General features: G+C 41.0%; 19 protein-coding genes. 11 read left to right on the top strand and 8 right to left on the bottom strand.

What is annotated here, in order from left to right; genetic code table 11:
• Positions 1–217: 217 nt before the first annotated feature.
• From ACDG22_RS02705 to ACDG22_RS02735, 7 genes are all read right to left on the bottom strand, one after another.
• The gene (locus ACDG22_RS02705; RefSeq protein WP_007565816.1) at positions 218–973 is read right to left on the bottom strand and encodes a succinate dehydrogenase/fumarate reductase iron-sulfur subunit; all 756 of its coding nucleotides are present in this window, start codon (positions 971–973) and stop codon (positions 218–220) included.
• 35 nt (positions 974–1,008) lie between these two features.
• A complete protein-coding gene (locus ACDG22_RS02710; protein ID WP_270230704.1) occupies positions 1,009–2,991 on the bottom strand; it encodes a fumarate reductase/succinate dehydrogenase flavoprotein subunit in 1,983 nt (660 codons plus the stop codon).
• A 34-nt stretch (positions 2,992–3,025) separates the two neighbouring features.
• Positions 3,026–3,715 (bottom strand): succinate dehydrogenase/fumarate reductase cytochrome b subunit, encoded by a 690-nt coding sequence (locus ACDG22_RS02715; protein WP_007565811.1) that lies wholly within the window; start codon positions 3,713–3,715, stop codon positions 3,026–3,028.
• A gap of 433 nt (positions 3,716–4,148) precedes the next feature.
• Positions 4,149–5,738: a S41 family peptidase gene (locus ACDG22_RS02720; RefSeq protein ID WP_270230702.1), complete on the bottom strand. Its 1,590-nt coding sequence runs from the start codon at positions 5,736–5,738 to the stop codon at positions 4,149–4,151.
• Positions 5,739–5,746: 8 nt separating this feature from the next.
• Positions 5,747–6,205, bottom strand: coding sequence for a pantetheine-phosphate adenylyltransferase (gene coaD / locus ACDG22_RS02725; protein ID WP_007565808.1), 459 nt, complete (start codon positions 6,203–6,205; stop codon positions 5,747–5,749).
• Positions 6,206–6,243: 38 nt separating this feature from the next.
• Complete coding sequence (locus ACDG22_RS02730; protein ID WP_270230701.1) at positions 6,244–8,178, bottom strand: DNA topoisomerase IV subunit B; 1,935 nt, start codon at positions 8,176–8,178, stop codon at positions 6,244–6,246.
• 21 nt (positions 8,179–8,199) lie between these two features.
• Positions 8,200–9,354: an N-acetyltransferase gene (locus ACDG22_RS02735; protein WP_118484480.1), complete on the bottom strand. Its 1,155-nt coding sequence runs from the start codon at positions 9,352–9,354 to the stop codon at positions 8,200–8,202.
• A 351-nt stretch (positions 9,355–9,705) separates the two neighbouring features.
• Between ACDG22_RS02735 and ACDG22_RS02740 the strand changes: the two genes are divergently transcribed.
• The 3 genes from ACDG22_RS02740 (at position 9,706) to ACDG22_RS02750 (ending at position 15,773) form a co-directional block, all read left to right on the top strand.
• A complete protein-coding gene (locus ACDG22_RS02740) occupies positions 9,706–10,923 on the top strand; it encodes a transposase (protein ID WP_370858767.1) in 1,218 nt (405 codons plus the stop codon).
• Positions 10,924–11,177: 254 nt separating this feature from the next.
• The gene (locus ACDG22_RS02745; RefSeq protein ID WP_239466301.1) at positions 11,178–14,252 is read left to right on the top strand and encodes a SusC/RagA family TonB-linked outer membrane protein; all 3,075 of its coding nucleotides are present in this window, start codon (positions 11,178–11,180) and stop codon (positions 14,250–14,252) included.
• Between the two features lie 21 nt (positions 14,253–14,273).
• Entirely contained in the window at positions 14,274–15,773 is a 1,500-nt protein-coding gene (locus ACDG22_RS02750) for a RagB/SusD family nutrient uptake outer membrane protein (protein ID WP_270230723.1), read from the top strand.
• A gap of 330 nt (positions 15,774–16,103) precedes the next feature.
• Here the strand turns inward: ACDG22_RS02750 and ACDG22_RS02755 are convergent, their stop codons facing one another.
• On the bottom strand, positions 16,104–17,168 hold the full coding sequence (locus tag ACDG22_RS02755; RefSeq protein ID WP_022125393.1) for a DUF3810 domain-containing protein: 1,065 nt from the start codon (positions 17,166–17,168) through the stop codon (positions 16,104–16,106).
• A 79-nt stretch (positions 17,169–17,247) separates the two neighbouring features.
• On the opposite strand from ACDG22_RS02755, the gene ACDG22_RS02760 reads away from it, so the two are divergent.
• From ACDG22_RS02760 to deoC, 8 genes are all read left to right on the top strand, one after another.
• The gene (locus ACDG22_RS02760; protein ID WP_270230721.1) at positions 17,248–18,480 is read left to right on the top strand and encodes a nucleoside recognition domain-containing protein; all 1,233 of its coding nucleotides are present in this window, start codon (positions 17,248–17,250) and stop codon (positions 18,478–18,480) included.
• An 8-nt stretch (positions 18,481–18,488) separates the two neighbouring features.
• Complete coding sequence (gene ybeY / locus ACDG22_RS02765; protein ID WP_007565791.1) at positions 18,489–18,911, top strand: rRNA maturation RNase YbeY; 423 nt, start codon at positions 18,489–18,491, stop codon at positions 18,909–18,911.
• Between the two features lie 279 nt (positions 18,912–19,190).
• The gene (mnmG, locus tag ACDG22_RS02770; protein ID WP_007565788.1) at positions 19,191–21,062 is read left to right on the top strand and encodes a tRNA uridine-5-carboxymethylaminomethyl(34) synthesis enzyme MnmG; all 1,872 of its coding nucleotides are present in this window, start codon (positions 19,191–19,193) and stop codon (positions 21,060–21,062) included.
• A 57-nt stretch (positions 21,063–21,119) separates the two neighbouring features.
• Positions 21,120–21,644, top strand: coding sequence for an adenine phosphoribosyltransferase (locus tag ACDG22_RS02775; RefSeq protein ID WP_270230720.1), 525 nt, complete (start codon positions 21,120–21,122; stop codon positions 21,642–21,644).
• A gap of 141 nt (positions 21,645–21,785) precedes the next feature.
• On the top strand, positions 21,786–23,594 hold the full coding sequence (uvrC, locus tag ACDG22_RS02780) for an excinuclease ABC subunit UvrC (protein WP_022125397.1): 1,809 nt from the start codon (positions 21,786–21,788) through the stop codon (positions 23,592–23,594).
• A gap of 192 nt (positions 23,595–23,786) precedes the next feature.
• Positions 23,787–24,239: a D-aminoacyl-tRNA deacylase gene (gene dtd, locus ACDG22_RS02785; RefSeq protein WP_007565782.1), complete on the top strand. Its 453-nt coding sequence runs from the start codon at positions 23,787–23,789 to the stop codon at positions 24,237–24,239.
• A 2-nt stretch (positions 24,240–24,241) separates the two neighbouring features.
• Entirely contained in the window at positions 24,242–24,562 is a 321-nt protein-coding gene (locus ACDG22_RS02790; RefSeq protein WP_007565780.1) for a nucleotide pyrophosphohydrolase, read from the top strand.
• Positions 24,563–24,567: 5 nt separating this feature from the next.
• Complete coding sequence (gene deoC, locus ACDG22_RS02795) at positions 24,568–25,620, top strand: deoxyribose-phosphate aldolase (RefSeq protein WP_270230719.1); 1,053 nt, start codon at positions 24,568–24,570, stop codon at positions 25,618–25,620.
• Positions 25,621–25,676 lie beyond the last annotated feature (56 nt).

The raw sequence follows: 25,676 nt of genomic DNA on the forward strand, positions 1-25,676 counted from the left end.
TCTAATACTATGAAAAAAATCACATTGCAAATGTAATAATTCGTAAGATATCACGCAAGAGCAAACAACAATATTACAAAATGTTTAAAACTATTTTACATTTAAAGACGTTTGCGCGCACAAAATAACACTTTGATTTTATCAAAAAAAAGAAATCCCTGCCGAATTTTACTTCAGCAGGGATTTCTCTATCAAATAAAAGCTTTACAGCAAGGAATTAATCTTTCAACTTAGCCTTGATAAAGTCACGGTTTAAACGAGCAATATTGCTGATTGAAACGCATTTCGGACACTCAGCTTCACATGCACGTGTATTTGTACAGTTACCAAAACCAAGTTCATCCATCTTAGACAACATGGCTTTTGCACGACGCAAAGCTTCCGGCTTACCCTGAGGCAATAAGTTCAACTGGCTAACCTTAGCTGAAACGAACAACATTGCAGAACCATTCTTACAAGCAGCTACACAAGCACCACAACCGATACAAGAAGCAGCATCCATAGCTTCGTCAGCAACTGGCTTCGGAATCAGAATAGCATTTGCATCTTGAGGAGCTCCTGTACGTACACTGATAAAACCACCAGCCTGCATAATCTTATCGTAAGCTGTACGGTCTACCATCAAATCCTTGATAACCGGGAAACCAGCAGAACGCCAAGGCTCAACAGTGATTACATCGCCATCTTTGAAACGGCGCATGTAAATCTGGCAAGTAGTAGCACCAGTAGCAGGTCCGTGAGGATGTCCGTTGATATACAAAGAACACATACCGCAGATACCTTCACGACAGTCATGATCGAATACAATAGGTTCTTTGCCTTCTTCAATCAACTGTTCGTTCAAAATATCCAGCATTTCCAAGAATGAAGTATCTCCCGGGATATCTTTCATCTGGAATGTATCGAAATGACCTTTTTCTTTAGGTCCGTTCTGACGCCAAACTTTCAGCGTAAATGATATATTTTTATCCATTTTACTTAGATTCTTTAATTGTTTAACTTCACTGATTAGCTCTTATAGTTACGAGTCTGAACTTTAATTGCTTCGTATACCAGCGGTTCTTTATACAATACCGGAGCCTTATCATCGCTACCCTGATATTCCCAGCAAGCTACATAGAAGAAGTTTTCATCATCACGTTTAGCTTCTCCTTCTTCTGTCTGGTATTCTTCACGGAAGTGACCACCACAAGATTCGTTACGGTTCAATGCATCGTAAGCAATCAGTTCACCCATTGTAATAAAGTCATTCAAACGAATAGCCTTATCCAATTCAACGTTCATACCTTCTTTTGAACCTGGGATAAACAATTCTGTTTCGAATTCTTTACGGATTTCTTTCAAACGAGCCAAACCAGTCTTCAAACCTTCTGCAGTACGTCCCATACCAACGTATTCCCACATCACGCGACCCAATTCCTTGTGAATAGAATCTACAGACTTCTTACCCTTGATATTCATCAGGTGATCGATCTTATCCTGAACAGCCTTTTCTGCTTCAGCAAACTCAGGCAGATCAGTAGAGAAGCGAGGAACAGTGATCTGGTCAGCCAGATAGTTCTGGATAGTATAAGGCAATACGAAGTATCCGTCAGCCAATCCCTGCATCAATGCAGAAGCACCCAGACGGTTAGCTCCGTGGTCAGAGAAGTTACATTCACCGATAGCGAACAGACCCTTGATAGAAGTCTGAAGTTCATAGTCAACCCAGATACCACCCATTGTATAGTGGATAGCCGGATAGATCATCATCGGATTATAATATTTTACGCCATTGATTTCTTTAGCCAATTCACCCGGGTTTACGTCGGTGATTTCTTCGTACATATCGAACAAGTTACCATAGCGCTGACGAACTACGTCAAGACCCAGACGTTCGATACTTTCAGAGAAGTCGAGGAATACAGCCAAGCCTGTGTTATTTACACCAAAGCCGTGGTCACAACGTTCTTTAGCTGCACGTGAAGCCACGTCACGCGGAACCAGGTTACCGAATGCCGGATAACGGCGTTCCAGATAGTAGTCACGGTCTTCTTCAGGAATATCGCTTCCCTTCTTCGTTCCAGCCTGCAATGCTTTTGCATCTTCCAGTTTCTTTGGAACCCAAATACGACCATCGTTACGCAAAGACTCAGACATCAAAGTCAGCTTAGACTGCTTGTCGCCGTGTACCGGAATACAAGTCGGGTGAATCTGAACGTATGCAGGGTTAGCAAACCAAGCACCTTTACGGTAGCAAGCCATTGCAGCAGTACAGTTACAAGCCATTGCATTAGTAGACAAGAAATAAGTATTACCGTAACCACCAGTAGCAATAACAACTGCATGAGCAGCAAAACGTTCCAATTTACCAGTTACCAAGTTCTTGGCAATGATACCGCGAGCACGACCGTCAACCAATACCACGTCTTCCATTTCATAACGAGTATACAGTTTTACGGTTCCAGCACCTACCTGACGGCTCAATGCAGAGTATGCACCCAGCAACAACTGCTGACCAGTCTGACCTTTAGCGTAGAATGTACGAGATACCTGTGCACCACCAAATGAACGGTTAGCCAATGTACCACCGTATTCGCGAGCAAAAGGAACACCCTGTGCCACGCACTGGTCGATGATGTTATTTGATACTTCAGCCAGACGGTAAACGTTTGCTTCACGAGCACGGTAGTCACCCCCTTTTACTGTATCGTAAAACAAGCGGTAAACAGAGTCACCGTCGTTCTGATAATTTTTTGCAGCATTAATACCACCCTGTGCAGCGATAGAGTGTGCACGACGTGGAGAATCCTGAATACAGAAATTGAATACGCGGAATCCCATTTCACCAAGTGAAGCAGCAGCAGAAGCTCCAGCCAAACCTGTACCTACCACAATGATATCCAAACGACGTTTGTTAGCCGGGTTTACCAATTTCTGGTGAGCCTTATAATTAGTCCATTTCTCAGCTATCGGGCCTTCAGGAATTTTAGAATCAATTATTTTAGTCATAATGTTTTTTCAGTTTAAATCAGTTACACTTAAATTAGCAAGCACCGCAACCCATCATATTCTTCAAAAAGAACACAACAGCTACTACCATAAAACCAAGAACGATGATAGTAGAATAGATGTTAGAGATGCATTTCCAACGGTTAATCCAAATCATGTTGTTCCATCCCAAAGTCTGCATTGCACTCCAGAAACCGTGAGTCAAGTGGAACCACAAAGCAATCAACCAAATGATATACAACACGAAGAACAACGGATTAGAGAAAGTCTGCATAATATAGCCATAACCGTCGGCTGCATGAAGACCACCCAACATAGGGTTACCGATGATTTCAGCGAACTGCATTTTGTACCAGAAGTTCATAAAGTGAAGAGCCAAGCCCAGGATTACGATGATACCCAATACCAACATGTTCTGAGAAGCCCATTCTACATTCTTCGGACGAGCATTTACAGCATAACGTTCGTTACCGCGAGCTGCACGATTCTGCATTGTCAACCAGAAAGCGTAGATAATGTGAATTACAAACAAGGCAGCCAATCCCACAGTTGCTACCAGCGCATACCAGTTAGCACCCAGGAACTCACAAACCATGTTGTAAGCTTCGCCCGAGAACAAAGCAACACAGTTCATCGCCATGTGAAATGTCAGAAACAGGACAAGGGCGATACCAGTTACACTCATCACCACTTTCCTTCCAATAGATGAATTACTTAACCACATAAATGATTGAATTTAAATTATTTAATTGTTAGAACTAAAATTTCTTACTACATACATTAAAATACGATACAAAATTAGAAGTTTTCCCTATATAATACAAGGGATTACGGAAATAATTCTTTAATCTGTCCAGTGATTTAAGCAACAAAAATAATGAATGTGCTTCAGCAAGGAGAAAATAAGACTAAAGAAGTTATTGAACATTTTACCTTCGCTGTTGGTCAATAACCATTTCATTATGAACAATTCAGGACAGGTTCTACTTTACTATCCATAGTTTTTCTGAAAACCGGTAAAGGAAGCTTCTTTCAAGGCAAAGCAACATATTCAGGACATCCCTTATCTTAATAGCATAAAAAGAGCCGTTTTAGCTTTTTACTACATTGCTAAAACGGCCCCTTCTTACTTATAATCTAATAAATACTCTAAGCAGTTATTTACGTTCCAGGAAATTCATTCCTGGCTTCTCTAATAGTTCTACCGCCTTAAGCATACTATTGTTCATGAGATTTATTACCTGAAAATACTCACTCATATCCCATAAATCACGAGCAATCAGAGCTTTCATTTGAGCTTTTATGAGTGGAAGTGCAATTTGATATTGTTTCTCATCATATTTTGCTCCTAATGTTTCACCTAGCTTTCTCAGTTCTTCAAGCATAGCAGATGTCACTTCAAAATTCTTATTAAAATGTCGGAAGTCCTTATACTCTTTCAGCCATTCTTCACGATATGCATCTACCAGCTTCAAGTTCATCTGCACAATAGCTCCTTTATCGCGCAAGGCAAGATAATAATCAGTATACATGGTTGTATCTACAGGCACAAAATAATCCGGCATGATACCTCCTCCACCATAGACAGTACGTCCCAGCTTCAATGTCTTGTATTTCAAAGAATCCGGAAAATGGATACTGTCTGCACTCAACATTTCCCCACGATTGTAACGATCTATCAAATCTTTATTGTACTGTTCAATACTCTCGTAAGGCTTCTGAATACAACGACCGGAAGGCGTATAATAACGAGCAACAGTCAGACGAATCATAGAACCGTCAGGTAAATCAATCGGACGCTGTACCAGCCCTTTTCCAAAAGTACGTCTGCCCACAACTATAGCACGGTCCCAGTCTTGTAATGCTCCTGTTACGATCTCACTTGCCGACGCAGAAAATTCATCGACCAATACAACCAAACGTCCATTTAAGAAATCACCATTTCCCTCAGCATCAAACTCAGCACGAGGATTACGACGTCCTTCTGTATAAACGATAAGTTCTTTCTTACCTAAGAACTGATTAGCCAATTCAATCGCTGCATTCAGATATCCTCCACCATTTCCTTGCAAATCGAGAATAAGGTCGCGCATACCTTCCTTCTGCAAACGATGAAGAGCATCAGCAAATTCCTTTCCTGTAGTTGCGGCAAAACGATTTACACGAATATAGCCGATTTTTTTATCAACCATATACGAAGCATCAAGGCTATATACAGGAATCTTATCGCGTTTGATAGTAAAAGGAAGTAGCTCTTTTACTCCACGACGCATAACTTTTACGGTTACCTCTGTACCTCGTTTACCTCGCAGACGACGCATCACATCTTCCGTACTCATTTTTACACCGGCAATCACCGTATCATTTACCTCAATAATACGGTCGCCCGCCAAAATTCCAACTTTCTCCGACGGGCCTCCGGAAACAGGCTGGATAACAAATAGCGTATCAGTAGCCATATTAAACTGAATTCCTATGCCGTCAAAGTTCCCTTGCAATGGCTCATTCAACGCTTTTACCTCTTCCGGATCAGAATAAGTAGAATGAGGGTCCAGTTGCTCCAGCATCTTTACAATAGCCGACTCTACCAGCTTATTTTCATCTACCTGATCGACATATAAGTTTGATATAGCAAACTCCGCCAACTGCAACTTGCGTGAAGGAGAGTTGAGCATCTTATTCTGTGCCACTACTGAACAGAAAAAGAAGAAGTTGCACAACAAAATCAAATAAAGTCGCTGTTTCATAGTTTTCATCATAAATTAATATCCAGTCCTTCTGGCAAAAACGGTGTTACATCTTTGCCATATTGCAATAATTCACGTACAATAGTGGAACTGATGGCTGTCAGTTCCGGCTCTGTGAAAAGCAAAATCGTTTCAATGCCAGCAAGCTTTCTATTTATGTCGGCAATGGTTTCTTCATATTCAAAATCACGAACAGTACGGATTCCTCTGATAATGAACTTAGCGTTCCTCTGTTGCGCAAAATCGACAGTCAGATTATCATACGCTTCTACTCGTATGCGAGATTCGTTTGCGTAGAGTCTTTTTATCATCTCCACACGTTTTTCGGTAGGAAACCAGGTTTTCTTATTATCATTGACACCAATTCCGATAATAATCTCGTCCATAAAGGTTAATGCACGTTTTACCACCGAAAAATGCCCGATTGTAAAGGGATCAAATGTCCCTGGAAATATCGCTCTTTTCATTTCAGCCAATAATCACAAATCAAGAGATACTTGATCTATCAATTCAACAAGTCCTCTTCTATTACCAAATTATTAATAATAAAGTTTTGTCGCTCCATGGTGTTCTTACCCATGTAAAACTCCAGCAACTCTTTAACTGCATCCGTTTTACGCAAAGAAACCTGTTCTAAACGCATGTCCTTTCCGATAAAATTCCGGAACTCATCAGGCGAAATTTCTCCTAATCCTTTAAATCGAGTAATCTCCGGATTGGGACCCAACTTTTCTATTGCTGCAATTCGTTCCTCATCTGTATAGCAATAAATAGTTTCGTATACACCTTTTTTACGGTTACGAACGCGGAAAAGCGGCGTCTGCAAGATGTAAACGTGTCCTTTCTTTATTAAATCGGGAAAGAACTGAAGGAAAAAAGTTATCATCAGCAAGCGTATATGCATACCATCCACATCGGCATCAGTTGCCACGATGACTTTATTATACCGTAATCCGTCCAAGCCATCCTCGATATTCAGCGCAGCTTGCAACAGATTGAATTCTTCATTCTCGTAAACGACTTTTTTAGTTAATCCAAACGAATTCAAAGGTTTACCACGCAAACTGAATACAGCCTGAGTATTAACATCACGGCTCTTGGTTATAGAGCCACTTGCAGAATCTCCCTCCGTGATAAAAATAGAACTTTCCAAACGCGGATCATTTTCTTCATCTTTCTTAGCCCCTTTCAAGTCATTCAAGTGAATACGGCAATCACGTAACTTACGGTTATGCAGATTTGCTTTTTTGGCGCGTTCACGCGCAATCTTAGTAACCCCCGCGATAGCCTTACGTTCTTTTTCCGATTCCTGAATCTTCTGAAGCAACACATCTGCTACATCGGGATGTTTATGCAAGTAATTGTCTACGTTTTCCTTTATAAAGTCACCGATAAACTTATTGACGCTGATTCCTGAAAGTGGATAAGGATTACCATCTGAATCTTTTTCAGGAGCCATCGTCAAAGAGCCCAACTTAATCTTTGTCTGACTTTCGAAGGTCGGCTCTATTACATTAATGGCAATAGCAGCTACCAGCCCGTTGCGAATATCCTGAAATTCCATATTCTTACCATAGAATTCCTTGATAGTACGTGCAATATGCTCCTTGAAAGCACTTTGGTGCGTACCTCCCTGAGTGGTATGCTGTCCGTTGACAAACGAATAATATTCCTCCCCATACTGAGGACTATGAGTAAAGGCTATTTCTATATCTTCATCTTTCAGATGAACAATAGGATACAAGCCTTGAGAAGTCATATTGTCATTCAGCAAATCCTCCAGACCGTTACGGCTTACAATGCGGTGACCGTTATAATATATCGATAGCCCTGTATTTAAATATGTATAGTTACGCAGCATCGTTTCGATATATTCAGGACGGAAGTGGTAGTTTAGAAACAAGGTGTTATCGGGCTCAAAGAAAATATAAGTACCATTTTCTTCCTCTGTAGATTGAGTAGTATCACTTATCAGTTCTCCTTTTGCAAAAACAGCTTCACGCATCTGCCCGTCGCGTACACTTCGCGCTATAAAACGAGAACTCAACGCATTGACAGCCTTTGCTCCGACACCATTCAACCCGACACTTTTCTTAAATGCCTTTGTATCATATTTTCCACCCGTATTCAGCATAGATACGGCATCAACCAGACTTCCTAACGGAATACCACGCCCATAATCGCGTACAGAAACACGCAAATTATCTTCCATCTGTATTTCAATGCGTTTTCCTGCTCCCATTTTAAACTCGTCAATACAGTTATCTACGACTTCTTTCAGCAATACATAGATGCCATCTTCTGCCTGAGAGCCATCACCTAAACGCCCGATATACATACCAGGACGCGTACGGACATGCTCCATATCGCTCAGATGACGAATATTCTCCTCTGTATACGAAACGGGATTCGCTATTTGTTCATTGTATTCTTCTTCCATAAACAACACTCAAACGATATACTAATTTTCTTCTTTCTTTCCTGCTACCAACATCTTTTTATATGCACGGCGGCGTTTGTGCTGAACAGCTTCGAAAGCTCCCCACTGTGCCTGTACTTTCTTGTTCATTTCCAGTTCCGGATTACTTTCTCCATATTTGAATCCCATCTGTTGATAAACTGGAACTAAATCATAAAACAACAATGCATTTACTCCTTTACTTTGATATTCGGGCTTCACACCTACCAGCAATAAATCAAGCACTTTCGGCTTTTTGATAAACAAGGCTTTAAGTAAATGGAACCAGCCAAAAGGAAGCATCTTACCTTTTGCCTTTTGCAGTGCTTCCGACAAAGAAGGCATAGAAATACCCACAGCTACCAGGTTTTCATTTTCATCTTCTACAAGCGAAACCATTCGCAAATCTATCAATGGCAAATACATCTTGATATATTGATTGATTTGTCCCTGAGTCATTTGTGAATAGCCGTACAAAGGTGCATAGGCTTCATTTATCAAATCAAAAATCTTCTGTCCGTAGTTTTTGCTCTTTATTTCACTACGTTTCAATTTTTTGATTTTCAGCTTATATTTTTCCAGAATAATTTCGGAAATACGGATAAACTTCTCTGGCAACTTATCGGGAACAGTCAACTTAAACTCTACCCAGTCGGCTTCCTTTTCGAAGCCTAAACGCTCCATATGCTGTTGATAATAAGGGTAATTATAAATAGTCGACATGGTTCCTAGCTGATCGAACCCTTCAACCAGCATACCTTCTGCATCCATATCGGTAAAGCCTAGCGGTCCGACAATAGCTTCCATTCCTCGTTCTTTTCCCCATTCTTCTACTGCTCCAAGCAATGCTTCAGAAATTTCCGGCTTATCTAAAAAGTCAATCCACCCAAAACGGACTTCCTTTTTTTTCCATGTTTCGTTCGCACGGTGGTTAATAATGGCAGCTACACGTCCTACCACTTTTTTCCCTTCATAAGCAAGAAAATAATCAGCCTCACAGAATTCAAATGCTGCATTCTTTTTCGGGCTGAACGTATTCAACATATCATCGTACAAATCAGGTACGGAATAAGGATTGTCTTTGTATAATTCGTAATTGAAGCGAATAAATGTCTGCAACTCTTTTTTAGAGCTTACTTTCTTAATGATAATGGCCATCTGTTCGTTATAGTATGAAATTTCAGGTTGTAAAGATACAATTTTTTATTCGAAGAGTAATTCTCTTATCCCGAAATTCGAGTATTGGCTCCTTCGTTTTTCCCATTTATCTATCATATAATACTCAATACTTCGGTAAATTTTTACCGAAAGATTAAAAGTTAAACAACAGAACCGGCAAAAGCTGGTTCGGAAACACTAAAGAGGTCATTGAAATGTTGTCAAAAACGAATGGTTAAGCATGAAGAAATGTGCTGAAAAAAGAGAGCTAACCTGCTGATAATAAAGGAGGAAAGTATTGCATAATTCGTTATTTCTTAGTAAATTAGAAGTCCCTGAACTCTTCTGATTATGACTAAAGAAACACTCCTTATGCAATACCAATCCGAGTGCCTGTCGGCTCTCAAATCAGTAGCGAATATACACAAACCTTTTGAAAAAACGTTCATGGACACCATGAAATTATTCATGGCCATCCCGGATCGTATAAATTTCCTTCAATTGGGCAGATATGGCTGTTTCTCAGAACAGACTTATCGTAACCTTTTTGAGCATGAAACTTTCGACTGGTTTGCGTTCAACGGATCTGTCATCAGCAAGCATCTCACAGGCAAAAGAAAAGCCATCGCCATCGATCCTTCCTATATTCCCAAATCAGGCAAGAAGACACCTTGGACAGGTTACTTCTGGTCCGGTTGTGCAGGAGAATACAAGCGTGGACTGGAAATCATGGGCATCGGTGTCATTGACATCGACAACCATGAATGCATGACTTTAGGTTCCATTCAGACGCCGGATTGTAAGACCTTGGATAATATGGACAAGAACCTTGTTGACTGGTACAGCTGCTATCTTATCAGCAGAAAAGACAAGCTGCAAAGCATATCCAAAACGGTGGTTGCAGACGCATTCTTTTCCAAGGAAACTTTCGTAACGCCTATGTGTGAGAACAGTTTCCATGTTATCAGCCGCTTTAGGAATGATGTTGTCCTGTACTATCCGACACTGGAAAAGAAAACAGGAAAACGTGGTCATCCCAAGTGGTTTGACGGCAGGATTGACTTTGCCAATCTGGATTTGACCCGGTGCAAGGAATACGAGGTGAACAAAGGAAAGCTATACGGATTGAGGGTTTATGCTAAAGCTTTCAAAAGGTATGTTTCCTTAGCCGTCTGGTATCCGATGGACGGAAGAACAGACAAGTGGCAACTTTATTTCTCTACAGACGATTCCATGGATGGACGCGAGGTGCTGGATTATTACAGAACCAGGTTCCAGTTGGAATTTTGCTTTAGAGATGGCAAGCAGCATGCAGGAATCACCAGCTGCCAGTCTACCGACTTCAGGAAATTGGATTTTCACTTCAATGCATCGCTTGCTGCTGTCAACTTGGCCAAAGCGGCATGTAAGAGGCTCGGAATAACCTATTCCATATCCTCCTGCAAGTCTTTCATACACAATGCTTATATGCTTGAACGATTTATTTGCGTGTTTGGGATTAGTCCAGACCCGCAAGTTATTGACAAACTTTTCAAAGAACTCATTTTATTTACTGCCAGAGTCGCTTAGGCTTGGCGAATTTTTAACGAACTATTGATACTTACAAACCATCATAAATGACATAAGGAACATTAACATCCTCAAATATCAGTAAAACATTGTGGAGATATTTCCCAAAATTGAGTAAAAAGTCCCCAATAAACATAAAAGCCACAGAGAGAGTCGCTTTCAACCATGTCTATAAATCAATAAGTTACATTTTTTATCGTAAGAATAAATAAAATTGGTTCAATTATTGTTACACGACATAAAAATTAGGAAACATGAAAACTAGAGAAAAAGTAAAACTATTTTTTTTATTTATTTTTTATTGTGTAATAACACAACAAGTCTTTGCTCAGAAACGAACAATCTCTGGAACAGTAACTTCAGCAGATGAAAAAGAAGCATTGATAGGTGTTTCTATCACAATAAAAGGAAATGAAGCTATCGGTACAATAACCGACCCGGAAGGGAAGTATAGCTTGCAGGTTGAACCAGACCAAACACTGATTGTTTCATACATCGGAATGAAAACAGCAGAGATTCGTGTTCCACGCAAGAATTCAGTACTGAATATTGTATTGGAACCAGAGTCAATGAATCTGGACGAAGTTGTCGTAACAGGTTATGGTAACTTCACAAAATCTTCTTTTACCGGTTCGGCTAACACACTAAAAGCCGATATGTTAAAAGACATCCCTGTCATGAGTGTGGAACAGAAACTGCAAGGTATGACAACAGGTGTCAATATTACCAGCAGTTCTGGCCAGCCGGGAGCCAACCAGAATATCCGTATCCGAGGTATGGGATCTTTTAATGCCTCTCAAGAACCACTGTTCGTTATAGACGGAGTACCTGTTACTTCTGGAAGCCTTAGTGCAGGCGGTTCGGATGCGGCATATATGAATAACTCAAAAACCAACATCATGAGTACGCTGAACCCTGCTGATATCGAGAATATTACAGTAATAAAAGATGCAGCAGCAGCTTCACTTTACGGTTCGAGAGCAGCAAATGGAGTCATTCTTATCACGACTAAAAAAGGTAGTGCCGGAAGAGCTCAGGTAACCTTGAATATTTCAGGTGGTTTCTCAAATGCTGCAGTCGATTTCCGTCCGACTCTGAATGGTGACCAACGTAGAGAGTTATTATATGAAGGACTGGTAAATTATGCCATCGACCAGAACATGGAATCACCAACAGCATATGCTGATCAGGAAATCGGCCAATATGCATACGTACCATCTATGGGGTATACCGACTGGCGGAAAGAATTGTTACGAACAGCTACTCAGCAGGATTATGAAGCATCTGTTTCAGGTGGAAACGAACGTTCCACTTATTATGCTTCACTGGGATACAACAAGCAAGAGGGTCTGGCTAAAAACTCAAGTCTTGACCGATATTCTGCTCGCTTGAATCTTACTCAGAAAGTAGGGAAATATGGAGAAGTAGGAGCCAACATGATGTTCACACAGATGAATCAGGAAATGAACGAGGAACGAGGATCTGCCATCAATCCGTTCCTTTGTGTAGCCATGACCATGAATCCTTCAATGACAGTACGTGATGAAGAAGGAAATTATATCGGTGCATATGAAGGTAGTACCCTCAATCCATTACGCGATATCATGACCGACTACAACCGCGTACGTATGACACGTATGTTTTCTACCGGCTACGCAAGTATTGAGCCGTTAAAAGGTCTGAAGTTGAAAGAAACAATAAGCTACGACTATACAACCCAAAAAGATTCCAGATACTATAACCCGCTTAGTTCGGCAGGCCCTAAAAGTGGTAGTGACGCCCAGACAGCAAAAGGGTTTATCGAATATGGAAAATTTATCTCTTCTACTTCTTTAAACTACGTACGTACGTTTGCATACAAACATCATCTGGATGTACTGGCCGCTTATGAAATAGAAAGTTATCAGACCGACAAAGCCTCAGGAATGAAGTCTAAACTCCCTTCAGACATCTTGACAGAACCCGATAATGCAGCCGTCTTGAACAGTTTTATTTCATCCACTCAAGATTACCGCATGATTTCGTATTTGTCACGTCTTAACTATGATTATGACGACCGTTATTATCTGGCAGGAAGTTTCCGCCGAGATGGTAGCTCACGACTTTCTCCAAGCAACCGATGGGGAAATTTCTGGTCTGTTTCGGGTATGTGGAATATCAGTAATGAAGCATTCATGAAACCGGTAAAAAAGGTCTTGAACGATCTGAAAATACGTGCTTCTTATGGTGTAAACGGAAACCAGCCAGGATCTCTTTACGGATATATGGGACTGTATAGTTACGGACAGAACTATATGGGAGCATCCGGTTCGTATGAATCATCTCAACCTAATACCAATTTAGGATGGGAAAAGAACTACAACCTGAATATCGGACTTGACCTCGCTTTCATAAACCGTATTTTCGTAAGCCTGGAATATTATAATCGTGATACAAAAGATTTGCTTTACAATCTTCCTATCAGTGCTACAACCGGATTTACCAGTTATCTGGCCAACGTCGGACAGCTTAATAATAAAGGTGTAGAATTTGAATTACGTACATTGAATTTCGCTTCCAACGATTTCAACTGGACAACAGTTTTCAATCTGACACACAATAAAAACAAAATCGTTTCATTAAACGGTCAGCTTGATCAGACTATTGAAGGTACATGGTTTATCCACAAAGTGGGCTTGCCATATCACACATTCTATGTAAAAGAATTTGCCGGAGTAAATACTCAGAACGGGAAAGCAGAATATTATAAAAATAAGGTTAATGAAGACGGTACAATCGACCGTAGTCTGACAACCGATCCGAATGAGGCAGAAAGCATACCATTCAAATCGGTTAACCCTAAAGTATCTGGTGGTCTGACAAATATTTTAAATTATAAATGGCTGGATTTGAGTTTCACTCTTACATATTCACTGGGAGGTTACTCATACGATAAACTGGGAACCAGCATCGAGAACGGAACAGAGTCTATTTATACATCCAGATATAATCTGCCTGTATATGCTTTAGAACGCTGGCAACAACCGGGCGACCAGACAGATGTCCCGCGTTTCGTATTTGGAGAGAAAGCAACTGTTACCAATTCATCACGCTACATCCACAGTACAGACCATTTAAGACTGAAAAATCTTACTCTCGGATTTACATTACCCGACCAGTGGACAAGCAAGGCATTGATCAACAAAGCACGTGTCTACTTCTCTGGAAGCAATTTGCTGACATGGGCTAAATGGAAACAATACGATCCAGAAACTCCTGTTAACGGCGAAGTATATTGTGAAGCTCCACCTATGCGTACATTCAGTTTTGGCGTACAATTAACATTCTAAATTCATTAACGATCATATCATATGAAGAAAATATATATTTATTTACTGGCGGCTACTTCTATTATGGGGGTATCTTGTTCCGAAGACTGGCTAAATCTGAATCCTTCTACATCCGTTACTACCGATCAGGCCCTTTCAACTTTGGAGGATATAAAGGTAGCGTTAAACGGAGTTTATCGCGAAACATCACAGCACAGTTATTACGGAGATAATTACTGGTACTACGGAGACTGCCGCGCCATGGATGTACAAGCCAGAGAAAACAAAGCATCAGGCAAGCGTGTTACTCCTTATTATACATATAATGTACTAGCAACTGACAACCTGAATATAACTCTTCCTTGGAGTCGCCCTTATCTGGTAATCAGACAGGCAAATAACATTATCCAAAAGATAGAACAGGGAGCAGTACAAAGCAGTGATACCAAAGAACTGGACCGCATAAAGGCGGAAGCCTTGGTGTTGCGAGGACTGGCCTTGTTCAATCTGACCAGACTTTTCGGAATGCCTTATATAAATGACAATGGTGCTTCTCTGGGAGTTCCCATCGAATTGAAACCGGAAGAACCATCCCACCAACCGAAACGGAATACAGTAGCAGAATGTTATGAACAAGTTGTCAACGACATAACAACAGCACGCTCTAGCCTAAGTACAGAAAGAACGGATGGTTATATCAATTACTGGGCAGCACAAGCATTGCTTTCAAGAGTCTATCTTGATATGGGGAAAAATAAAGAAGCTTACGAAGCTGCAACCGATGTCATCAATAATAGTAAAGGATTGTATCAGCTTTATACACGTGACGAATATCCTACCATATGGGGAAAAGACTTTCAGGCAGAAGCTCTGTTTGAATTATACATAAGTACAACCGAACCTTCAGAATGGGGAGGTGGTACCGGTGGTGAAGGAGCTCCAATGGTTTATGCAAATGAAGAAAAGGGAGTAGACTGGAACAATCTTATCCTTACAGAAGAATTTCTGAATTTGCTTGAAGAAGATCCTAATGACGTACGTCATTGTATTACCCAGCTATCGCTTATCGAAAACAATGAAGGTCTTCCCGAAGCAGCCCGTACCCGTAAGGTATTTCTCAGTAAATTCCCAGGAAAGAGCGGTGATCCGAAAGACAATAATATCAGTATTATCCGCTTATCGGAAGTTTATCTGAATGCTGCTGAAGCCGGTGTAAAATTAGGAGGAGAATATTTGGAACCTGCAAGAGGTTTCCTGAATCAGATTGTCAGCCGTGCTAATCCGGAAAAGTCGGTCAGCGCAGAAGAATTTACTATTGAACGTGTCTTGAAAGAATGCCGGAAAGAATTGGTAGGCGAAGGACAAATTTTCTTCGACTATCTGCGAAACAAACAACCGATCGTTCGTAAAGGAGGATGGCACTTGAGTACACTGAATACATTAAATGCTGAAACAATCCAACCCAATGATCCGCGTATCGCTCTTCCTATTCCACAGTCGGAAATAGATGCTAACCCCAACATCGTACAGAATCCACAATAAGCTCCATTTGTGATTTCTAATAAAATCTCCGTTTCAGAATAACTAACCAAGTTTTTTATTCTGAAGCGGATTTTTTTTACTTATTATCCGAAATAAAAATGATTAAGGAGAAGAAAATTATCTATTTTTTCTAGTTCAACCAAAGTTACAATACTTTTCCTAGCACCAAAAAGAAATATAAAATCGTATTATACAATACAAATAAACAGAAATAAACAATACGATATTTCAAAAAGAAACAAAATAAGCACCATTTAAAGAAAACATATCAAAACAAAGAGCTTCATTACTGGCAAAAAAAGATTCAAGCTGAATACTTCCCCGATTTTTTTAATTCTCAAGAGGCCCCTGCCACCAATTTTCCGGTAGAGAAAGAATCATACCGATAACTTCCGCATAATTTTTTTGTCCGGAGGGAATTTGATTACTTTTTAAATACCAGTTGTAAACTACATTCTGAAACTTTCCTAATAATTTATTATAACGGACATCCCAATATGCTTGCTTATCGTACAACTGTTGTATCACTTCCGGACGTAGCATACTTAACCACTTCGAATATTCACTATCGCCAAGCAAACTACGAACATTTACCGCTACATAGGGTAACAATCCGAAATAGCCGCTATAACGTATATTGCAATCGTCAGCATGAATACATACCTGATAAGCCCAGAAATTAGCTTCAGCCTCACTGCTAACTCCAAGCAAGTGGGCAAGCTCGTGTGCGTAAGTAAACGGAAGTTGTACAGGTAGTAGCTCATGATTCACATGCGACTCATCGAAAAAAGGTCCCATATATCCCAATACCCCAACTCCCGAATATAAGGCGTTACAGAAGGATTGTTTCGGATGCTGAAAACTTTCCGGATGAGTCAGTCCATATTTATCGGGAACTTCTGCATAAACCGGCTTGATTTTTTGTTCTATGTCTGGCTGTGAAACATTCAAGTCTTTTTTATATGTACTGTTTAAACTATCCGTATAAATAGCAAGAAACTGCTTGAAACGTTGTTCATTATAAGAACAAGGAGTGACTTCTGTCCGCTCAAAGAAACTGTCGCGGAAATAATTCATTCCCCATCCCCAATAAAACCATACATATATCCAAAGCAAAACTTCCAGTTCTCTCCCTACGATTGATTTCCAAGTCTGTCTTCTACGCCTGGCTATAATCGGATACAGCAATAGCGCTACAACTGTCGCAACGACCAGAGCTTCACAAAGAGAAAACGAAACTAGAGAAGCCAACCGCGACAAACAGCCGGAAACAGCAGGATAAATACAGCAGGCATAAAATTCACCTGCACCAGATATAAACCGAAACATACACACACCAGCCAAAAGTAAAGCCAGTATTATCCAACGAATATGTTTCCACCGAGGTTTTTTCATAAGAACAAAGTTATCATTTTCTGAATTAATTCTTTACTTTTGTCCGGTAAAGATTATTAATACTTCAAACATATTCTACATGGTTCTGAATTATATTTGGATTGCTTTTTTCCTGACCGCATTTATTGTAGCTGTAGTACGTCTTATATTTTTAGGAGATACGGAAGTCTTTCCTGCTATCATTAATTCAACATTCGATTCTTCCAAAACAGCATTCGAGATTTCACTGGGACTAACCGGAGTACTATCCCTCTGGATGGGCATCATGCGTATCGGAGAACAAGGTGGTGTTATCGGAATTTTCTCTCGTTTACTGAGCCCACTCTTTACTAAATTATTCCCGGAAATACCCAAAGGGCATCCTGTTACAGGAAGTATTTTTATGAATCTTGCCGCCAATATGCTAGGTTTGGACAATGCAGCAACCCCTTTAGGCCTGAAAGCAATGGAGGGATTACAAGAACTGAATCCGAAAAAAGATACGGCAAGTAATCCGATGATCATGTTTCTGGTACTGAATACCTCAGGATTGACCTTGATTCCTATCAGCATTATGGTCTATCGTGCCCAACTGGGAGCTGCTCAGCCTACAGACGTTTTTGTCCCTATTCTGCTGGCGACCTTTTTTTCTACACTTGCCGGTATTATTGCAGTAAGCTTATACCAGCGCATCAACTTGCTGAACCGGACTATTCTGTTATTCCTAGGTGGTACAAGCCTAGTTATTGCAGGTATTATTTATTCCTTCAGCATGCTGTCACGTCAGCAAATCGATATCTATTCTACAACTACAGCCAATGTATTCTTGTTTGTCATTATCATCGGTTTCATAGTTGCCGGCATGAGAAAGAAAATTAATGTATACGACGCTTTTGTAGAAGGAGCCAAAGAAGGGTTTACTACTGCCGTACGCATCATCCCTTATCTGGTAGCCATTTTAGTAGCCATCGGAGTCTTCCGTGCTTCCGGATGCATGGACTATTTGATAGAAGGTATAGCCAATTTGGTGAACTTATGTGGTATCAATAGTGATTTTGTAGGGGCACTGCCTACAGCACTGATGAAACCATTAAGTGGTAGTGGAGCTCGCGGGCTAATGGTAGATGCCATGAACACATACGGAGCCGACTCTTTTGTAGGACGGTTATCTTGCATCTTTCAGGGATCTACCGATACTACGTTCTATATTCTCGCCGTTTATTTCGGAAGTGTGGGAGTTGTCCGTACACGCCATGCCGTACCATGCGGATTACTCGCCGATCTGGCTGGTATCATAGCCGCAATTCTTATTTGCTATTTATTCTTTAACTGATATACGATATGATTACTTATCAAACTGAAGGGGTAGAAATGCCCGCTATCAAAAAGCGCGAAACCACAGCGTGGATAAAAGCTGTTGCAGAAACTTACGGGAAAAAAGTAGGTGAAATAGCTTACATTTTCTGTTCTGATGAAAAGATTCTGGAAGTAAACCGTCAGTATCTTCAGCACGATTACTACACTGACATCATTACGTTCGACTATTGTGAAGGGAACCGGATTGCAGGCGATTTATTTATTAGCCTTGATACAGTCCGTACCAACGCAGAGCAATTTGGAGCAACTTACGAAACAGAGTTGCACCGCGTCATTATTCACGGTATTCTGCATCTGTGTGGAATAAACGATAAAGGTCCGGGAGAACGTGAAATCATGGAAGCTGCCGAAAATAAGGCACTCGATTTGCTGAAAGATTTTCAATAATTCCATTCGGAATCTATTCAAGACCTATTACCTGAGCACATTCCCAGTTCGGGTAGGACTGCTGAAAATTTCCGCTGTTGTTTTCCCTGATTCATGCCGATGTTTTTTTAAAATGTCAGCATGAATCAGGGGAAACAACAGCGGATTTTATTTCATACTTTTCAGTTCTTTACTCCCTCCTCTCCTTTCCTCTTTACTATAACTCTTTTTACGAACCTGAATCAAAGCTAAGCCACTAATTTTTCGTATTTTTGCAACAGATATAAAAACAAAAGATTAATGGACTTTAAGTATGACGTTATTGTTATAGGAGCCGGACATGCCGGCTGCGAAGCCGCTGCGGCAGCAGCTAACCTTGGCTCGAAAACCTGTCTGATCACAATGGATATGAATAAGATCGGACAGATGAGCTGTAACCCTGCCGTGGGAGGAATCGCCAAAGGTCAGATTGTTCGGGAAATCGACGCACTCGGCGGATATATGGGATTGGTAACAGACCGCACAGCAATTCAGTTCCGCATGCTGAACCGTTCCAAAGGTCCTGCCATGTGGAGTCCACGTGCACAGTGCGACCGAGGTAAATTCATCTGGGCATGGCGCGAAATCCTGGAGAACATTCCCAACCTCCATATTTGGCAAGATACAGTAGAGGAATTATTAGTAGAAAATGGTGAAGTAACCGGATTGGTTACATGCTGGGGAGTAACTTTCCATGCCAAATGTATTATTCTTACAGCCGGTACTTTCTTAAACGGCTTAATGCATATCGGACACAAGATGCTTGCCGGAGGACGTTGTGCAGAACCAGCATCCTATCATCTGACAGAATCCATTACACGCCATGGCATTACTGCCGGACGAATGAAAACAGGTACTCCGGTTCGTATTGATGCACGAAGTGTAGACTTCAGCCTGATGGAAACACAGGATGGAGAAAATGATTTTCACCGTTTCTCTTTCATCAGCGAGCCCAGACAGCTCAAGCAGCTTCAATGCTGGACATGCTATACTAACGAGGAAGTACACGAAGTATTGCGTAGCGGATTGGCCGACTCTCCCCTTTTCAATGGACAAATTCAGAGCATAGGACCTCGCTATTGCCCAAGTATCGAAACAAAGATTGTGACTTTCCCCGATAAGCCACAGCATCAGTTGTTCCTTGAGCCGGAAGGAGAAACCACACAAGAACTTTATCTAAACGGATTCTCCTCTTCACTTCCAATGGATATACAGTTCGCTGCGTTAAAGAAGATTCCTTGCTTCAGAAACATCGTTGCCTATCGCCCGGGATATGCTATCGAATACGACTATTTCGATCCGACACAGCTTAAGCATACATTAGAATCGAAAGTCGTAAAGAACCTATTCTTTGCCGGACAAGTAAACGGAACAACCGGATACGAAGAAGCCGGAGGACAAGGTATCATTGCTGGTATCAATGCACACATTAATTGTCATGGAGGTGAACCATTCGTACTTGGACGCGACGAAGCATACATCGGAGTATTGATTGACGACCTGGTAACAAAAGGTGTAGACGAACCTTACAGAATGTTTACCTCACGTGCAGAATATAGAATTCTGCTCCGTCAAGACGATGCCGACATGCGTCTGACAGAACGCTCATATAAACTAGGTCTGGCAAGTAAAGAACGCTACGACAGACTTTGCCAGAAGCGAGAAGAAATACAGCGGTTGGTTGAGTTTGCAAAAACCTACTCCATCAAGGCAGATAAGATAAACGACGCTTTAGAGGGACTTGGAACAGCCCGGCTTACTCATGGCTGCAAACTGATAGAGTTGCTTAGTCGTCCGCAAATCACTATCGAGAATATTGCCCCGCATGTGCCATCTTTCCAAGCTGCACTCGACAAGGTAACCGACCGGAAAGAAGAAACAATTGAGGCAGCAGAAGTGTTAATCAAATACCAAGGCTATATCGATCGTGAACGAATGATAGCAGACAAGATACATCGCTTGGAAGCCATCCGTATCAAAGGAAAGTTTGACTATGCCAACTTGAACTCTCTGTCAACAGAAGCCCGTCAGAAGCTCATAAAAATAGATCCGGAAACACTGGCGCAAGCAAGCCGTATACCAGGTATTTCTCCAAGCGACATCAATGTGCTTCTCGTGTTACTGGGACGCTAAAGCAAGCATGTTTCACGTGAAACAACAAGTTTAAGAAACAAACATAAATTACTGGATATGAATAAAGAAACATTAAAGAAAAACCTCCGTGAGATACCAGACTTCCCTATTCCGGGAATATTGTTCTACGACGTCACTACATTGTTTAAAAATGCCGAGTGCCTCCAAGGGATGATTGACGAACTATACGAAATGTATAAGGATAAAGGCATCACAAAGGTAGTCGGTATCGAATCTAGAGGCTTCATTTTGGGAGGTGCTTTAGCTGCCAGATTAGGAGCCGGATTCATCATGGCAAGAAAGCCGGGAAAACTTCCTGCAGAAGTGGTAGAAGAAACTTATGCAAAAGAATATGGGACTGACACCATACGGATACATAAAGATGCTATTAATGAAAATGACATCGTCTTGTTGCACGATGATTTGCTGGCAACCGGAGGAACCATGGCTGCAACCTATCGCTTAGTAAAAAGATGCGGTGCTAAACAGGCATTTGTAAATTTTGTAATCGAGCTGAAAGGATTAAACGGTAGAAAAGCATTTACCGACGATGTAGAAGTGACCACGCTGTTGCAACTTTAAAAGGCTGCTCAGCCGGACGGACATATAAGAGTTTAATATCTCCTATTCACAATAAATAAGGAAAAGAAGAATCCGGCAAATACATTTTTGTATATGCCGGATTCTTCTTTTATAGAAATCCTTAAACGTACAAGCTATAACATGGAAGAACTTAGTACAAACGAATACCTTCGAGGAATCGTATTAAATTTGCCAAGCACTCCCGGCATCTATCAATACCTCAACAAAGAAGGAGTGATTATTTATGTTGGGAAAGCAAAAAATTTGAAACGGCGTGTATATTCGTATTTTTCAAAAGAGCATCAATCTGCCAAGACACGTATATTAGTCAGCAAGATTGCAGACATCCGCTATATTGTTGTAAATACAGAAGAAGATGCCCTGCTCTTGGAAAATAACCTTATCAAGAAATACAAGCCTCGCTATAATGTCTTGCTGAAAGATGATAAAAGCTATCCATCTATCTGCGTCAGCAACGAGTATTTTCCACGGGTATTCAAGACAAGGCAAATTATCCGGAACGGTTCTACCTACTATGGTCCATACAGTCATATTCCTTCTATGCAAGCTGTGCTAGATCTGATAAAGAAACTATATCCGCTCCGCACCTGTCATCTGGCACTAACCCCCGAAAACATTCGTCAGGGGAAATTCAATGTTTGCCTGGAATACCACATCAAGAACTGCAAAGGTCCATGTATCGGGATGCAATCTCACGATGAATATATGGATAATATAGCCCAAGTAAAAGAGATTTTAAAGGGAAATACTCAGGCTATAAGCGACGCACTGATGAAAGAAATGATGTCACTCGCAGAGGAGATGAAATTTGAAGAAGCTCAAAAAGTAAAAGAAAAATATGAACTAATAGAAAGCTATCGGGCAAAGAGTGAAGTCGTAAGTTCCATTCTTCATAACATAGATGTATTCTCTATCGAAATGGACGAAAATTCGGCCTACATAAACTATTTGCACATCACAAACGGATGCATAAACCAGGCGTTCACATTCGAGTATAAGAAACGTCTGAATGAGACAAAGGAAGAGCTGCTCCAGCTTGGAATTATTGAAATGAGAGAACGGTATAAAAGCTGCTCTCGCGAAATTATCGTACCTTTCGAACTAGATATGGAACTGAATAACGTAACATTTACCATACCGCAACGAGGCGATAAGAAACATCTGCTTGAGCTTTCTCTTCTCAATGTAAAACAATACAAAGTAGACCGACTTAAACAAGCCGAGAAACTGAATCCGGAACAGCGGAGCGTTCGCCTCTTAAAAGAAATTCAGGAGCAGCTGCAAATGGACAAAATGCCTATGCATATTGAATGCTTCGACAACTCAAACATACAAGGTTCCGATGCAGTAGCGGCATGCGTAGTATTTAAGAAGGCACGTCCCAGCAAAAAAGACTACCGCAAATACAATATCAAGACCGTAGTCGGACCGGATGATTATGCCTCTATGCAGGAAGTAGTACGCCGGAGATATTCCCGCATACTCGAAGAACAAGGAGAACTACCAGACCTAATTCTGACCGATGGTGGAAAAGGCCAGATGGAAGTTGTAAGACAAGTAATAGAAGACGAATTAAAATTACAGATTCCTATTGCCGGACTTGCCAAAAACAACAAGCATCGCACTTCGGAAGTTCTGTTCGGATTTCCACCGATGACTATAGGAATAAAACAAGGCACTCCCCTTTTTCATCTCCTCGAAAACATACAAGACGAGGTACACCGTTTTGCCATTACTTTCCATCGCGACAAGCGTAGCAAGAGTCAAATAGCTTCTGCATTAGACGGGATAAAAGGCATAGGAGAAAAGCGCAAAACAGCCCTACTGAAAGAATTCAAGAGTGTGGCAAGAATCAAGCAGGCAACTGTCGAAGAACTTGCAGCAGTAATCGGAGAAGCCGCAGCAAAAAGCGTAAAAGAGGCCCTATAAAAAAGCTCTGCGAAATGACATACCAAGTCTTTCCGCAGAGCGATTATAAATATCAATATCACCCATTTCACAGTCGGCAGAATCCTACTTCCACAAAGATACAATTAAATTAAGCTATACATTTGTCATTCTTACAATTTATTCTATCATTATACTGAATATTTTCTATCTTTGTAGAAAGTATATGTTTATATGAGAGTAGTTATTCAGCGCGTAAGTCATGCTTCCGTCACGATTAATGGAACATGCAAATCAGCTATAAAGAAAGGATTCCTCGTTCTTTTAGGAATAGAAGAAGCCGACAATCAGGAAGACGCCGACTGGTTATGTAAAAAAATCATCGGACTGAGAGTTTTCGACGATGAAAACGGAGTTATGAATAAATCGATTCTTGAGGCAGGAGGTGATATTTTGGTAGTAAGCCAATTCACCCTGATGGCTTCGACCAAGAAAGGGAACCGCCCGTCGTATATCCGTGCAGCCCGCCACGAGACAGCAATTCCACTATACGAATATTTCTGCAACGAACTTAGCATCGGGCTAGGCAAACAAGTAGGAACCGGTGAATTTGGAGCCGACATGAAAGTTGAATTGTTGAACGACGGTCCTGTTACAATCTGCATGGACACCAAAAACAAGGAATAAAGATGACATTGGAAGAAGCACAAAAAACAGTAGACAACTGGATAAAAACATATGGTGTACGCTATTTCAGCGAGCTGACCAACATGGCTGTACTCACCGAAGAAGTAGGAGAATTGGCACGTGTCATGTCACGCAAATATGGTGACCAGTCATTCAAACCGGGAGAAAAAGATAACCTCGACGATGAAATGGCCGATGTATTATGGGTGCTGATCTGTCTGGCAAACCAGACGGGAGTAAACTTAACAGAAGCATTTCAACGGAACCTGGAAAAAAAGACCAACAGAGATAAAGAAAGACATAAAAACAACCCCAAATTATAAGCATTATGAAGTACAATCACGAACATGAATGTGGATGTGGAGGCGAACATCACCACCACGACCACGAATGTAACTGCGGAAACGAACATCATCACGAACATGAATGTGAATGCAACTGTGACGATGATGCCTGCGACTGCGGCTGCGAAGATGAAGATACAGAAAATCTGCACCAGCCAGATAAATATAATGAAGCATTAAGCAAATACAATACGGTTTTAAAAGATGAAGAAGTAGCTGCACAAACAGCCCATATCATCGAAAAATACGTAAAGGAAAACGATACCGTAGAAGTGAAAAAATTCCTTTTCCACTGTATTGACCTTACTACTTTAAAATGCACAGACAGCGAACCGAGCGTAATGAAGTTTACGCAACATGTCAATGACTTTGTGGATGCATATCCCGAACTTGATAACGTAGCCGCAATCTGTGTATATCCCAACATGGCCGAAATCGTAAACGATACACTGGAAGCTGACAACGTAAAAATCGCCTGCGTATCGGGAGGATTTCCTTCTTCACAAACATTCACCGAAGTAAAGGTTGCCGAAACAGCTATGGCACTTCATGCAGGAGCCGATGAAATAGACATCGTGATTTCTGTAGGCAAATTCCTGAGTGGTGACTACGAAGGTATGTGTGACGAAATAGAAGAATTGAAAGAAGTATGCGGAGATAAACACTTGAAAGCAATCTTGGAAACTGGTGCACTGGGCAGTGCTTCGAATATAAAGAAAGCCTCTATCCTGTCAATGTATTCAGGAGCCGATTTCATCAAGACATCTACCGGAAAGGAAAATCCGGCCGCAACTCCCGAAGCAGCATACGCAATGTGCCAGGCCATCAAGGAATACTTCCTCGAAACCGGCCGTAAAGTAGGTTTTAAGCCCGCAGGAGGGATTAACACCGTACACGACGCATTAGTATACTATACAATAGTAAAAGAGGTCTTAGGCAAAGAATGGCTGACTAACGAGCTCTTCCGTCTGGGAACAAGCCGCCTTGCTAACCTGCTATTATCGGACATTGTAGGAAAAGAAACAAAGTTTTTCTAATTTAAATACGCGAAGGGCACGAAGATTCATCTTAGTAATGTTTCTCCGTGCCCTTG

This window comes from Phocaeicola coprocola, assembly GCF_041333015.1.
Lineage (GTDB): Bacteria > Bacteroidota > Bacteroidia > Bacteroidales > Bacteroidaceae > Phocaeicola > Phocaeicola coprocola.